The sequence below is a fragment of the Actinopolyspora mortivallis genome (assembly GCF_003001495.1).
Taxonomy (GTDB): Bacteria; Actinomycetota; Actinomycetes; order Mycobacteriales; family Pseudonocardiaceae; genus Actinopolyspora; species Actinopolyspora mortivallis_A.
The window spans coordinates 21,013-34,933 of the sequence record NZ_PVSR01000012.1; the positions used below are offsets into that span (position 1 = coordinate 21,013).

The 13,921-nt window shown below is 70.8% G+C and carries 11 protein-coding genes; 4 read left to right on the forward strand and 7 right to left on the reverse strand.

The window, feature by feature from the left end:
- Positions 1-2 precede the first annotated feature (2 nt).
- The 5 genes from CEP50_RS09550 to CEP50_RS09570 all read right to left on the reverse strand — a co-directional run bounded on the left by CEP50_RS09550 (position 3) and on the right by CEP50_RS09570 (position 6,700).
- Positions 3-2,054 (reverse strand): beta-N-acetylhexosaminidase family protein, encoded by a 2,052-nt coding sequence (locus CEP50_RS09550; RefSeq protein ID WP_181188306.1) that lies wholly within the window; start codon positions 2,052-2,054, stop codon positions 3-5.
- Positions 2,055-2,304: 250 nt separating this feature from the next.
- The gene (gene groL, locus CEP50_RS09555; protein WP_106113589.1) at positions 2,305-3,954 is read right to left on the reverse strand and encodes a chaperonin GroEL; all 1,650 of its coding nucleotides are present in this window, start codon (positions 3,952-3,954) and stop codon (positions 2,305-2,307) included.
- 236 nt (positions 3,955-4,190) lie between these two features.
- Positions 4,191-5,495 carry a serine/threonine-protein kinase gene (locus CEP50_RS09560; RefSeq protein ID WP_106113590.1) on the reverse strand — a complete coding sequence of 435 codons (1,305 nt, stop codon included), beginning with the start codon at positions 5,493-5,495 and terminating at the stop codon, positions 4,191-4,193.
- Positions 5,496-5,654: 159 nt separating this feature from the next.
- The gene (locus CEP50_RS09565; protein WP_019855716.1) at positions 5,655-5,858 is read right to left on the reverse strand and encodes a cold-shock protein; all 204 of its coding nucleotides are present in this window, start codon (positions 5,856-5,858) and stop codon (positions 5,655-5,657) included.
- 170 nt (positions 5,859-6,028) lie between these two features.
- A complete protein-coding gene (locus tag CEP50_RS09570) occupies positions 6,029-6,700 on the reverse strand; it encodes a TIGR00266 family protein (RefSeq protein WP_106113636.1) in 672 nt (223 codons plus the stop codon).
- 192 nt (positions 6,701-6,892) lie between these two features.
- On the opposite strand from CEP50_RS09570, the gene moeA reads away from it, so the two are divergent.
- The 4 genes from moeA (at position 6,893) to pssA (ending at position 12,519) form a co-directional block, all read left to right on the forward strand.
- Complete coding sequence (moeA, locus tag CEP50_RS09575) at positions 6,893-8,128, forward strand: molybdopterin molybdotransferase MoeA (protein ID WP_258175125.1); 1,236 nt, start codon at positions 6,893-6,895, stop codon at positions 8,126-8,128.
- 263 nt (positions 8,129-8,391) lie between these two features.
- On the forward strand, positions 8,392-10,368 hold the full coding sequence (locus CEP50_RS09580; RefSeq protein ID WP_106113592.1) for a M48 family metallopeptidase: 1,977 nt from the start codon (positions 8,392-8,394) through the stop codon (positions 10,366-10,368).
- Positions 10,369-10,858: 490 nt separating this feature from the next.
- On the forward strand, positions 10,859-11,590 hold the full coding sequence (locus CEP50_RS09585) for a phosphatidylserine decarboxylase (protein ID WP_106113593.1): 732 nt from the start codon (positions 10,859-10,861) through the stop codon (positions 11,588-11,590).
- Entirely contained in the window at positions 11,587-12,519 is a 933-nt protein-coding gene (pssA, locus tag CEP50_RS09590; protein WP_106113594.1) for a CDP-diacylglycerol--serine O-phosphatidyltransferase, read from the forward strand. Before CEP50_RS09585 ends, pssA begins: the two co-directional genes overlap by 4 nt.
- Before the next feature lie 119 nt (positions 12,520-12,638).
- On the opposite strand, the gene CEP50_RS09595 is transcribed toward pssA, so the two are convergent.
- Both CEP50_RS09595 and CEP50_RS09600 read right to left on the reverse strand, forming a co-directional pair.
- Positions 12,639-13,238, reverse strand: coding sequence for a LytR C-terminal domain-containing protein (locus CEP50_RS09595; protein WP_258175126.1), 600 nt, complete (start codon positions 13,236-13,238; stop codon positions 12,639-12,641).
- A gap of 38 nt (positions 13,239-13,276) precedes the next feature.
- Positions 13,277-13,744: a DUF3263 domain-containing protein gene (locus CEP50_RS09600; RefSeq protein WP_106113595.1), complete on the reverse strand. Its 468-nt coding sequence runs from the start codon at positions 13,742-13,744 to the stop codon at positions 13,277-13,279.
- Positions 13,745-13,921: the final 177 nt, after the last annotated feature.

Sequence of the window (13,921 nt, forward strand, 5' to 3'; positions counted from 1 at the left end):
TCCTACATCTCGGGGGCCTGCCGGACGAACTCGTCGAGCACCCCCTCGGCGAGGCGCACCGGCCCCTGGGGACGCGTCTGACCGGCGACGGTGTGGACCGACTCGGCCCGGTCGGCGAGGTCGGCCGCCTGGCGGAAACGTTCCGTGGCGGTGTCCTCGTTGCCGGCGGCCCGGGCGGACAGTCCGTCCAGGGTGGTCAGCAACGCCTCCCCCCACGCGTCGGTGGCGCGCAGCCACGGCCGCACGTCAGCCACGAAGTCCTCGGCGGTCCCCTCACGGATGTGTTCCGGGGCGTCGGCCACGGCCCGTGCGTAGCCACGCAGCTCGGCCACCGCCCGCTGGCGGCTCTGCCCACCGGCCTCCCACGTGTCGCGGAACTCGTCCAGGCGTTCCCGCAGTTCCGGGGCGGGGGCCAGCCAGGGGGTCCCGTCCGGCAGCGGGGCCATGTGGTTCAGGTCGAAGAACACCATCAACGCGTCGACCGTCTCCCCACTCGACTCGGTGTCCGCGTTCCCTTCCGAGAGCCGTTCACCGGCCAGGTACTCGGCGGCGGCCCGCCAGGCCCGCTGCGGGTCGAAGTCGGAGCTGTTCCAGGCGAAGTCGGCGGCGGAGAACTCCACCACCTTGCTCGCCGCGGCCTGGTTCATCGGGTTGACCACCAGTCCTTCGAGGTGCTCGGTCATCCCCGGCTGCCTCCTGGCGTAGGGGCCGAGCATGAGCAGCCCCTCGGTGGCGTCGAAGTCGTTGACGGGGTAGTTGTCCCACAACACCGGGTCCCGGTCCCACACGCGGGCCGCCGCGGCCGCGTCGTCGACGGTGATCCGCTCGGGGATCACCCCGTCACCGGTCCACATGACCCGCACGGAGGAGTCCAGGTTGCGGCGCAACGCGGTCTTGTACGGGGTTGCTTCGGTGTCGGAGTACTCGGTCGGCACCGTCTGCAACGGCCCCACGCCGTTGTGCGTGTCCACGAAATCGCGCTTGAGCCGGTTGAGCAGGTCCGCCTGGGCGCGGCCCGCCGCCCGTGGGGAGGCGGCTCCGTACTCCTCCCGGTCGGCCGCGCAGTTCCACTCGGTGTAGGAGATGTCGTCGAACGGCACCGAGAAGTGTCGTACCCCGACGTCGTACACGGCCTGCAACTTGCCCACCAGCGCCCGCCAGTCGGTCGGGTCGCTGAAGCAGATCGACTGTCCCGGCGAGAGCGCGAAGGTGAACCGCACGTGGTGGGCCGCCGCCTGCCGCACCAGTTCGCGCAGCTGGTCGATCTGCGCGGACGGGTAGGGGTCCCGCCACTTCTCCCGGTGGTAGGGGTCGCTCTTGGGGGCGTAGACGTAGGAGTTGAACTTCACGGAGCCGTAGAACTCCAACTGGTCCATGCGCTCGGCGTGGGTCCAGGGGCTGCCGTAGAACCCCTCGATCACCCCCCGGGTGGGCACCTCGGGTTCGTCCAGGATGCTCACTCCGGCTATGCGTCCGGAGGAGGTTATCTGCCGCAGGGTCTGCACCGCGTAGTAGGCGCCGGCCGCGTCCACCCCGCCGAGCACCACGGCCGGATCCTGACCGCTGTGGACGGTTATCGCGTAGCTCTCGGCCTCCAGGTCCTCGTCCGAGTCCCGATCCGGGAAGTCCAGTCCCGAGTGCTGCAACTCCTTCCGGATCATCGGCGCCCAGCGGTTGCCCAGACGGATCTTCAGCGTGGCCTCGTCGACCGGGTTCCCCGGTTCCCGCACCACGACCTGCTCGGCTCCGGCACCGCGCAGCACGCGCACCGCCAGATCGCGGGTCTGGGGATCGACCATCGGGTCGACCACCAGGGAGACCGTGCCCTCCACGGTCACGTCCTCGCCCTCGGAGTGCATCTGGCTGGGACGCGGGAACACCTCGGGCAGCCCGTCCCGGTGGGAGGAGTCCGGCTTCCGCCGAACCGTGTCCGCGCTGTCCTGACCGTCCGAGGTCGCTCGTTCGTCGGTGCAGGCCCCGGCGAACAGAGCGAGCACGCACAACAACGAGACCAGCACCACCGGACGGCGGGCGGTTCGCCGGACACGCCCCACGAGGCCTCCTCGGGTCGTCAACCGGTTCGGGTCGGTCGTTCGCGTTCGCAAGCGGTCCTGTTGAGTGAATCATGGCCGCCACGACGCACTCGAATCACCCGACCCGTTCGGGTGACGACGCACCCGCCCGGGACACAAGACGGGGCCGCCTCCCGTGTTCGGGAAGCGGCCCCGTCGTGGACGTGGTGCTCACGTCATGGCTGGCGCGCCGGTCACGGACGGCGGCGGCCGTGTCCGTCCCCGAGGGACGTCACATCATGCCGCCCATGCCGCCCATTCCGCCCATGCCGCCGGTCGGGTCGCCGCCGCCTTCGCCGCCGCTGTTCTTCTCCGGCTTGTCGGCGACCACGGCCTCGGTGGTCAGGAACAGTCCGGCGATCGAGGAGGCGTTCTGCACCGCGGAGCGGGTCACCTTGGCCGGGTCGATCACACCGGCCTTGACCAGGTCCTCGTACTCGCCGGTCGCGGCGTTGAGCCCCTGGCCGGCGGGCAGGTTCTTGACCTTCTCGACCACGACGCCGCCCTCGAGACCGGAGTTGATCGCGATCTGCTTGAGCGGCCCCTCGACGGCGGCCCGGACGCTGTTGGCACCGGTGGCCTCGTCACCCTCCAGGTCGAGGTTGTCGAAGGCGGACACGGCGGCCTGCAGCAGGGCCACGCCACCACCGGCGAGGACACCCTCCTCGACGGCGGCCTTGGCGTTGCGCACCGCGTCCTCGATGCGGTGCTTGCGCTCCTTGAGCTCGACCTCGGTGGCGGCTCCGGCCTTGATGACGGCCACGCCACCGGCCAGCTTGGCCAGCCGCTCCTGCAGCTTCTCGCGGTCGTAGTCGGAGTCCGAGCGCTCGATCTCGGCACGGATCTCGTTGACCCGGCCGGAGATCTGCTCGTCGTCTCCGGCGCCCTCGACGATGGTGGTCTCGTCCTTGGTGACGACGACCTTGCGGGCGCTGCCCAGCATGGTCAGGTCGGCGCTGTCCAGCTTGAGGCCGACCTCCTCGCTGATGACCTGGCCGCCGGTGAGGATGGCCATGTCCTGCAGCATCGCCTTGCGGCGGTCACCGAAGCCGGGGGCCTTCACGGCGACGGACTTGAAGGTGCCGCGCATCTTGTTGACGACCAGGGTGGCCAGCGCCTCGCCCTCGACGTCCTCGGCGATGATCAGCAGCGGCTTGTTGGCCTGCATGACCTTCTCCAGCAGCGGGAGAAGGTCCTTGACGTTGGAGATCTTCGAGCTCAGCAGCAGGATGTAGGGGTCGTCCAGCGACGCCTCCATCCGCTCCTGGTCGGTCACGAAGTACGGCGAGATGTAGCCCTTGTCGAAGCGCATACCCTCGGTGAGCTCCAGCTCCAGCCCGAAGGTGTTGCTCTCCTCGACGGTGATGACGCCTTCCTTGCCCACCTTGTCCATCGCCTCGGCGATGAGCTCACCGATCTGGGAGTCGCCGGCGGAGATGGCGGCGGTGGCGGCGATCTGTTCCTTGGTCTCGATTTCCGTGGCGTTCTTGAGCAGCTGCTCGGCGACCGCCTCGGTGGCCTTCTCGATGCCCCGCTTCAGGGCGGTCGGGCTGGCGCCGGCCGCGACGTTGCGCAGGCCCTCACGCACCAGCGCCTGGGCCAGGACGGTGGCGGTCGTGGTGCCGTCACCTGCGACGTCGTCGGTCTTCTTGGCGACCTCCTTGACGAGCTCCGCCCCGATCTTCTCCCACGGGTCGTCGAGCTCGATCTCCTTGGCGATGGAGACGCCGTCGTTGGTGATGGTCGGCGCGCCCCACTTCTTCTCGAGCACGACGTTGCGGCCCTTCGGGCCGAGCGTCACCTTGACGGCGTCGGCGAGGGAGTTCATGCCCCGCTCGAGACCGCGGCGGGCGTCCTCGTCGAACGCGATCATCTTGGCCATTGCGGTGTGGTCCTCCAGATTTTTGGACGCCGTGGAATCGGGACCCCACGGCAGGACTCGTGCTCGGCCAGGCTCGGTGCCCGCGACGGACGACCGGTCACCGCCCCGAGGGGCGGATACGGCCTCACCGTCCCGACCTGGCACTCACCCCTACTGAGTGCCAACACCGTGTTTAGCACTCACCGGAGGAGAGTGCAAGTCGGGGCGCGGAACAACACCCCCGAACGCGTCCACGCTCACCCGAACGGGGGCGACGAGAACACCCCGCCCTCCGGCGCGACCAGTACCGTCGCGGGCTCCCCGTCCGTGCCGACGACCCCTTCCGGCGCGGAGGCCGCATTGAGCCTGTCGACCATGATGATGAACATCACCACGAGCAGAGTCACCGCGGCGATCACCACGACCGGAACCACCCACCTGGCCGAACTCCGCGACCCGCGCGTGAAGGAGGTCGACTGGGCGGGCATGGGGGGCCGCACCCGAACCGGTTCCCCGGGTGGCGGAGGAACGCCCGGCCCCGGTGCTCCTCCCGGCCGGGGCACTCCCCCGGAGGGCGGGCCCGTCATCGGACCACCGGCGGTCGGCTGTGGCCCGGAAGGCGGTTCGACCGGTTGGGCCGGGAAAGGGCCGGACTGCACGAGCTGCGGGCCCGAGGCGGGCCCCACCGGCGGAGCGGCCCCCGCCCCACCGCCGGTGTGTCGCGGCTCCCCGGAGGAGTTCAGGGCCCTGCCCGCCGCGCTGACCAGCTCCCGGCAGGTGTCGTAGCGCTGCTCCGGGGTCTTGCCCATGCCCCGGTGCAGCACCTCGTCGATCGCCGGGGGCAGCGCGACCCGCGCGGTGACCCGGGGAGCCTCCGTGCGCAGATGCCCCTGGATGACCTCCTGCACCTCGCCGGTGAACGGCGGCCCACCCGTCAGACACGCGTAGAGCATGCACGCCAGCGAGTAGAGGTCGGTCCTGCCGTCCACCGCCTCCCCGCGCAGGTGTTCCGGAGCGGCGTAGGTCGGCGACCCCAGGAAGTCCCCCGTGCTGGTGCGGTGGCCGGTGGCACCCCGGCGGGTCAGACCGAAATCGGCCAGGTACACGTGCTCGTGGGAGGCCTCCCGCGAGGTCACCAGCACGTTGGCCGGTTTCAGGTCCAGGTGCACGAGCCCCTTCTCGTGCAGCGTGTCCAAGGCCTCCGCCACCTGGCCGAGCAGGTCCACCGCACGGCGGGGCTCCATCGGTCCCTCCGCGATGAGACTCGCCAGATCCGAGCCCTCCACGAGCCGCATCGCGATGTAGAGCATCCCGTCGACTTCCCCGAAGTCGTACAACGGGACGATGTTGGCGTGGTCGATGGCCGAGGTGTTGCGCGCCTCGTCCACGAAACGCTCACGGAATTCACTGTCACCGGTGATGTGCTCGCCCATCACCTTGAGGGCGACCTTGCGTCCGAGGCGGACGTCGGTGGCGCGGTACATGACACTCATGCCACCGCGACCGAGCACTCCTTCGATCTTGTAGTGGCCGAGACGGCTCCCGGTGAGGTCTTCCGACACACCGGAAGCCTAACGTTTCGGCGAAACCGGCGTCTTCCGGTTCACACTCCTCGCCCGGAGCTCCTCCGTCGCCCCGAACCCGACCTGACGGAGGACCCCACACAGGAAAACGGCTCGGCCGAACACCCGACCGAGCCGTCACCGTCCTGTCCGGCCTGCTCAGAGCTTGCGGACGCCGTCAGCCTGGCTGCGGCCATCGCGTCCCGGCTTGACCTCGTACTCGACCCTGTCTCCCTCGTCGAGGGTCCGGAAACCATCCATGTCGATAGCCGTGTAGTGCACGAAGACATCGGAACCGTTGTCGGTAGCGATGAATCCGTAGCCCTTCTCGGGGTTGAACCATTTGACCGTGCCGACTGCCACGGCGTCCTCCTAGAAATATGATGCGCGGCGCACACGGCGCCGATGTAGCACCAGCTACGCTACCGCAACGGAGCCGATTCGTCCCGTTGTCGACCACACGGATTTCCCGGTTCCCCACGGGTGTGTGCACCACGGTCGGGCTCCGCCACCGGCGGGCGACCGGAGCGGGATCACCCCCCGCCCGGCTGGGCCTGGGACCAGGACAGCAGGCGACGCGGGCTGCGGGTCTGGGTGACCACCCTTCCGGGACCGGCGAAGTCGAACACCAGACCGGCCCCGGTGCGCAGCGACTGCGCGCGCCCCTGCTCGAACTGGCGCAACCTGCACTGCACGGTGTCCGTGTAGGACACGACGTGTCCGGTGTCGACGGTCATGAACTCCCCGGTCTGGAGATCGTGCACGTCCAGGGCCCCACAGCAGGCCAACACGAGCTGCCCCTGCCCGGAGGCGTGCACCAGAAACCCCGGCTGCCCCCCGAACAGGGGACGGAACCCGCTCCAGCTCGTCTCCAGACGCACCGTCCCCGCCGCGGCGAGCCAGGACTGCCGCGCCAGCGTCCACCCCATCCGGCCGTCCATCTCGACGGTGTGCACGTCCCCGGGGAAGCTCGGTGCCACATCCAGCCACCCGCCCTGCGGGCCCGCCGCGTAACCGGTCTCCGGCACGGAGTCCCCGCCGAGCGCCCGCGTCACGGCCCCCAGTTTTCCCGGACGACCCGTCGTGGTGCGCGTGATCCCGCTGCTGGTGGCCACCGCGTCGACCCCCGTGCGTGCCACCTCTCCCCCGGCCAGCACGAGACGGGCGATGCCGAACGACGGCGAATGACGAGTGCGGACCTGCACGGACCCCTCCGACACGGTGGCGGTGCCCCACGGGGCGATCATCCGGACACGCGGGAGTCTGGCACGAGGTCTCCGGCGCACGAGTTCGCCCCGTCCCCGGCGACCGGCCCCGAACCGCCCCGGACGCGGTGCCGGGAAGACACTCGGCGATCCGGTGCGAACCCCGCGGGGGGCGTGTCCGATGATCGGGGCGTGGCGCACGACACCGACACTTCGGCACTGCTCTCGGTCGAGGACTACGCCCGGCACGTCTCCGAGCTGCTGTCCCCGACACCGGTGCGGAACCTTCCGCTGGAGGACTGCCTGGGACTGGCGCTGGCCGAACCGGTCACGACCGGGATCCCCCTGCCGCCGTTCGACAACTCGGCCATGGACGGCTACGCGGTCCGCGCGGCGGACCTGGAGGGGGCCACCGGCGAGAGACCGGTGACCCTGCCCGTCACCGACGACGTCCCGGCCGGGAGGGTGGAGGTCGCGGAACTGTCACCGGGCACGGCCCAACGGATCATGACCGGCGCGCAGCTGCCTCCCGGAGCCGACGCGACCGTCGCGGTCGAGCACACCGACGGCGGCACGGAACGGGTGGCCGTGCGCACCACGGTGTCACCGGGGGCCAACGTGCGACGCGCCGGCGAGGACGTGTCCGAAGGGGACACTGTGCTGCACCGGGGGGACACCCTCGGAGCCGCCCGGCTCGGCATGGCCGCGGCCGTGGGGCGGGCCGAGCTGCCGGTGCACCGACCGGTCCGGGTGCTCGTCCTGTCGACCGGCTCGGAACTGGTCGAACCCGGCGAACCGCTGGAACGGGGGCAGATCCACGAGTCCAACGGGACCATGCTCGCGGCGGCGGTGCGCCAGTGCGGCGGGGAGACACGACTGCTGCGTTTCGTCCCCGACGACACGGACGCCTTCCACGCCGCGCTGGAACCGCACCTGGAATGGACCGACCTGATCCTGACCTCGGGCGGGGTCAGCGCCGGTGCCTACGAGGTGGTCAAGGACGCCCTGGAGCACAGCGAGGTCCGTTTCCACCGGGTCGCCATCCAACCCGGAATGCCGCAGGGCGCCGGACACTACACCAGTGGCGGCCACCGGATCCCCGTGATCACGCTGCCGGGCAATCCGGTCAGCTCGATCGTCTCCTTCGAGGTCTTCGTACGCCCCGCGTTGCGGCAGGCCGGCGGTCACCACCGGACACACCGCCCGTTCCGCTGGGCGAGGCTGACCGGGCGGCTGCGCTCCTCCCCCGGAAAACGCCAGTACCGGCGCGGAACGTTCGACCCCGCCTCCGACAGCGTCACCGTGCCGGGGGGTGCGGGCTCGCACCTGCTCTCCGGGATGGCGGAGGCGGACTGCCTGGTGGAGCTGCCGGAGGACAGCACCGAGGTCGCCGAGGGGACGACGGTGCGGGTGTGGCTGTTGGACTGACCCGAGCCCGTCGGGTGTCCGGCCGGATCGGGGTTCTTCCTCGCCGGCGGTAGTGACCTCCCCGGAAGTCGGTGCCCCGAGGGCTCCCTGCCGGCCGGGCTCGGACGGTGACTAGCCTGAGGAGTCCTTGCGGAACGGTTCCCGGTGGCCGCCGCGGCGCCCTCCTCACGCGGGTCGTGCGGTCGCGGGTGTGAGCTGTCCGGCAGGCCGTTCCGGCAGGGCCCGCAGCGTTCACGGATCATCGTCAGTCGGGAGTTGTCACTGTGCGTGCCCCATGGCGTGCCGTCGCGACCTCGGCACTGCACATCGGTTTCCTCGCCGCACCGGCAGTGCTGGTTCTCGGACTGTTCGGAATCGCCGCCTACACGGCTCGCCACGACCTGGGCAACGGCGTGCGGGCCGCCGCGGCCGGCCTCCTCGTCGCCGCGGTCACGGGCGCCCTGCTGTGGGGGCTGCTGCGGGTCCCCAACAGACCGCGCGGTGTCGCCGTGAACCGGCAGGGACAGCCGCAGCTGTGGCGCACCGTGCGTCGGGTGTGCGAGGCGGCGGAGACCACCGATCCGGACGAGCTGCGCATCACCGCCGAACCGGGCGTCCGACTGCGGGAGCGCGCGGGACTGCTGGGTCTGACCCGGGGAACCCGCTGCCTGGAGGTGGGACTTCCGCTGATCGCGGGACTCAACGTCTCCGAACTGTCGGTGGTGCTGGCCCAGGAACTGAGCCGCTTCGGGGGTGGTCCGGTCGAGGTGCTCGCCAGCCGCGTGCGGGAGTGCGTGCTCCACACCCGGCGGGAGCTGACGGCGGGGCCGACCAAATGGCTGTTCGCCGGGTACGCGGCCGTGTGCCGCCGACTGAGCGATCCGTTGGCCCGGTCCGGTGTGCTGCGCGGCGACGCCGTCGCCGTCCGGTTGGCGGGCAGGCGTGTCACGGCGGCCACCCTGCGCAAACACGTGGGACTGCGCCTGGGGTGGGAGGACTACACGCGGGAGTACCTGAGCATGGCCTCCCGGGTGGAACGAACCCCGGACGTGCTGCTGGGGTTCCGTTCGTTCCTGGAGAACCAGCACCGGCGCACGCAACTGGCCGAGCGCGCGAAGGAGACCATCGCCGCCGAGGAGGCCGCCGACGCCGCCCGTCCCACCGTCTCCCAACGACTCCAGGCACTGCGCAGGGCCTCCGGGGAGTCGGAGGAGACCGACGAGCGCCCCGCGCTGGCACTGGTGCGCGAGCCGCGCACGAACGTGCCGGCCGTGGAGAACCGACTGCTCTCGGAGGGGCTGGGAGAACGGGTTCCCTGGCCCGAGCTGGCCCGGATGGCCGCCGATCACGACGTGGCGGTGAAGACGGCCCGGCTGAGCGCGGCGGTCTCCCAGAGCGGCGTGGAGACCGAGCCCACGCTGGCCGGAGTGTTGGCCGCCCTGCACCGCGGTGAGGGGCGTGAGCTGATCAACCCCGCGCTCAACCCGGGACTCGCTCCGGAGCTCGTCGACGAGGCCGTGGTGGACACGTTGACCGAGCTGCTGGGGGCGGCCGTGGTGGACGCGCTGGTTCGGGCGGGGCGGGCCCAGCACGAGTTGGACTGGGGCGGGCCGCCCGTGGTGCGTCTTCCCGACGGGCGCACGCTGGATCCGGACAAACTGGTGCGTCCGGCCGTGGCCGATCCCAGGTTGGTTCCGGGGCTGCACCGGCACCTGGTGCACCTCGGGGTGCCCCTGGAGCACTCCCAACCGGCGGAGGAGGAGCCGGAGCCCGGCACCTCCGGGGTGGTCAGTCCGGTCCGGGTCGCCGGGGGGCTGCACGACATGGTGGTCACGGACCGGGGAGTCCTGCTGCTGCCCTCCTCCGTGCGGACGCTGCGCCGCGTGTTCGCGGGGGCGCTGGCCTCGCTGCGGCGTTCCGAGCACGAGCGTCTCGAACGTGTGGCGGCCACTCCGGTGGCCGAGCTGCGCGAGTCCCCCGGGGCGCAGTGGGTGGACACGCGGGACGTCGCCGGTGCGGAGCTGCACGAGACCCAGGGGAGCTGGGAGCTGACCCTGCGGCTGTACCTGGACGAGTACGCGGTCTCCGAGCTGAGCGAGGGGGTCACCGAGACCGTCTCGGAGGAGACCGAGGAGGAGCTGGCGGCGTTGCGGGTCCGCGGGGTCGGGGACGCCCTGGAACAGGGGACTCCGTACACCGGTCTGGGGGACTTACTGGGGGCGCGGCTGCACACCACCCCCGCTGAACACTCATCAGAATGAGCAAATCAGAACGATGAGCACGAAGAGTTATTAAATATGTGACGAAAGTCCTCCTATCGAGGGTATATCTACGCCTGTGAGTTCTATTACACTGACAGTGGCGTCACAAGTTGTCGATCCACTCCGTCCCAAGAACGTCGGGTCCGTTCAGCCTCACGACGCTGACGGGAGGATCCGGAACCGAGGGTGCGTGTGCCGTCGGGGGGCACACGGATTCCCCGGGGGCCGTTCGGAGTCAACGGGGAGACTCCGAGCGGTCGGGGTTCCGGGGTGGCGCCGGCACGTTCGGGGGTGCCGGTGCCACCCCGGCCCCGTGTCACCGTGCTGAACTCTCCCACCAGGTGGTCCGCGTTCGGCGACCCGTGCCCGCCTGCCGAGACCGCACGACCCCACCCCCTGCTCACATTCGGCTACCGGACATCAGCGATGCTGTAACCGGGACGGCACAGCCGTCGTGTCCTCACCGGCGAAGCAGGGACGAGCCATCTCGATGAACAACGCGGATCCGGCGCCGAACAACGGCCCGTTACACAAGCTGATACGGCTGACCCGCGAGACGGTCCCGCCGATGCACCCGGCGGGACGCCCGTTCGTCCTGGCGGGGGCGTTCGCGACCGTGCTGCTGCGCGGGCTCTGGAAACCGGCGGGCACCCTCGCGGCGCTGGCCACGGCTTGGTGCGCCTGGTTCTTCCGCGAACCCCGTCGAGTCACCCCCGAGCATCCCCGGCACGCGGTGGCCCCGGCAGACGGGACGATCACCGAGATCCGACACGCCGATCCCCCGCCCGAGCTCGGCCCGCGCACGGAACGAATGCTGCGGATCAGCACCTTCCTGACGGTCTTCGACGTCCACGTCCAACGGGCTCCCGTCTCGGGCGAGGTGACCGCGCTGGCCTACCGCCCCGGAGCCTTCCTCTCCGCCGACCTCGACAAGGCCAGCGAGGACAACGAGCGGAACTCGATGCTGCTGCGCACCCCCGACGGCCACGAGCTCGCGGTGGTACAGATCGCCGGGCTGGTGGCCCGGCGGATCGTGTGCTCGGCCGAGCGGGGCGAGTCCCTCACCGCCGGGCAGACCTACGGGCTGATCCGTTTCGGTTCCCGGGTGGACCTCTACGTGCCCGCCACCAGCCACGTCCGGGTGTCACCGGGGCAACGCGCGGTCGGCGGCGAGACCGTTCTTGCCGAACTGGCCGACGACAACGCTGCGACAGTGCTATGAGCGAGCCACGTTCCAACCCGCCCGGTGTGCGGTTCCTGCCGAACGCGGTCACCGTCCTGGCGATGTGCGCCGGGCTCTCCGCCGTGCAGTTCGCGCTCGACCAGCAGCTGAAGGGCGCCATCGCCTCCATCGCGGTGGCCGCCGTGCTGGACGGTCTGGACGGGCGGATCGCACGCCTGCTGGACGCCACGAGCAAGATGGGAGCCGAGCTGGACTCGCTGTCCGACGCCATGTCGTTCGGCGTGGCCCCGGCCCTCACCCTCTACGCCTGGCAACTGGGGGGAAACCGGCTCGGATGGGTGGTGGCCCTGGTCTTCGCGGTGTGCATGGTCCTGCGTCTGGCCCGGTTCAACACCCTGCTCGACGACGAGGAACAGCTCCCGTTCAGCAAGGAGTTCTTCGTCGGCGTCCCCGCCCCGGCGGCGGGGCTGCTCGCCCTGCTGCCGATCGTGGTCACCGCCGCCCTCGAACGGGAGGGCTGGTGGTCGGCCCAGTCCACGGTGATGGTCTGGATGGTCGCGATCGCCGCGCTGGCCGTCAGCCGCGTGCCCACCCTGTCGCTGAAGACGGCCAAGGTCCCGGCCAAGCTGATCGCCCCGCTGCTGGTGCTGGTGGCCCTGCTCGCGGCCGGGATCGTGACCTATCCGCTCGTCTCCCTGACGGTCGCGCTGCTCGCCTACCTCGTCCACGTTCCCTACGCCGTGTACCGGCACAACTGGCTGGCCAGGCATCCGGAGGTCTGGGAGGTTCCGCCCCGCGAACGCCGGGCCATCCGGCGCAGCCAGCGGCGCCTCGGACTGCGCCCGCCGTTGCGCCGACGCGTGGCCGGGGCGGCCCGCCGGGTGCGGCTGTCACGGCGCGGCACCGAGCGGGACCGGGAGAGCCGACGCAGCTACCGGGCGCTGGGACTGCGGCACCGCTCGAAGTGATCCGGGGTTCGCCGAGGGGAAGCGCGAGGGCGCCGAGGACCCCGTGAGGGGCGACGGTCGTCCCGAACCGCCGGACACCTCCGCGACTCCGCCCGGACCCGGTGGGCTCTTTCCCGCCGTCAGTCCAGGCCGTCGTAGTACTTGGTGACGATGACGATCACCCCGGGTGAGGCGTCGGCGATGCCCCGGAAGCGGGGCTCGACCCGCGCGTCCAGTTTCCGCGCCACCGTCTCCGCCTGGGCGCGCTCCTCGGTGCCCGGCCGGTAGTACACGGTCGTGACCGGGATCCGCCCGCCCCCGTAGTTGCCGACCTCGACCACGTCGAAACCGGCTCCCCGCAGGTCATCGGCGGCCCGGTGCGCGAGCCCGTCGATCTTGCTGTTGTTGTACACCCGCAGCGCGATCCGTTCCGGGCCGTTCTCGTGCTCTCCACCGGCCTCACGGCGCGGGGAGGTGGTGCCGGTCGGCGTTTCCGAGGTCACCCTCCGGGGCGGCTCGGTGTCGCTCGTCGTGGTCTCCGGCGCCGAGGAAGCCTCGCCCTCGGTGGTCCGGGCGGTCGCGGAGTCCTCGGCGGGGGCGCTGTCGGACTCCGTTCGCCGGTCCGTGGTGGTGACCGCGGTGGACTGCTCGGCCACGGTCTCGCTCTCACCGGCGAAGACCGAGGACACGCCGAAAACGAGCGCGAGCAGGCCCACGCCGATGAGGGTGAAACCGCTCATCCGCATCACCGACGGGCCCGCGGGGGGTTCTCCGGAGTTCATTCAGTGCTCCCGTACGGGTAGGTGGTGGCCTGGTCGAACCCACCGGTGCGGCGCTGTCGGCGCAGCCGTTTGATCAGCATCGGCTCACTGCGCATCGCGGCGGGCTCGTCCAGCAGGTCTTCCAGCAGACGGTGGTACTCGGCCAGCGCGAGACCGAACAGCTCCCGCACGGCCCGTTCCTTGCTGTCGGGGTGTTTCCACCACTGGCGTTCGAAGGCGAGGATCTCCCGTTCCCGCTCGGTGAGCTCACCGCCACGAGCGCCCTCGCCGGCCGGCGCGGACGTGCTCCTGCGCTCCTGGGTGGGTACGCGTTCGATCGGCTGGGTCACCGGTTCCACCACGCGTAAGTGGCCACCGGCTCCTCCGCCCGGGGTGTCCGACTCGTCGTGCTGCTCGACGGTGCGCGCCCGCTGCCTGCACTGCCGTGCGATCTCGTGTGCGGTCAACATCTGGGCGGCGTCCATGTCACACCTCGCCTCGTGATCGGCTATCCGCACCGGAAGGCCACGAGTGCGCGACCCCCTTCCCCGCATTACACCATGTCTTGATCACCGGGGGGTGACATCACACTCACGAGTGACAACTTCCGGGAGTCGTGACCGGCCCCGCCCACGGACAAAGTCCCGCCGAGCCCGCCCGGC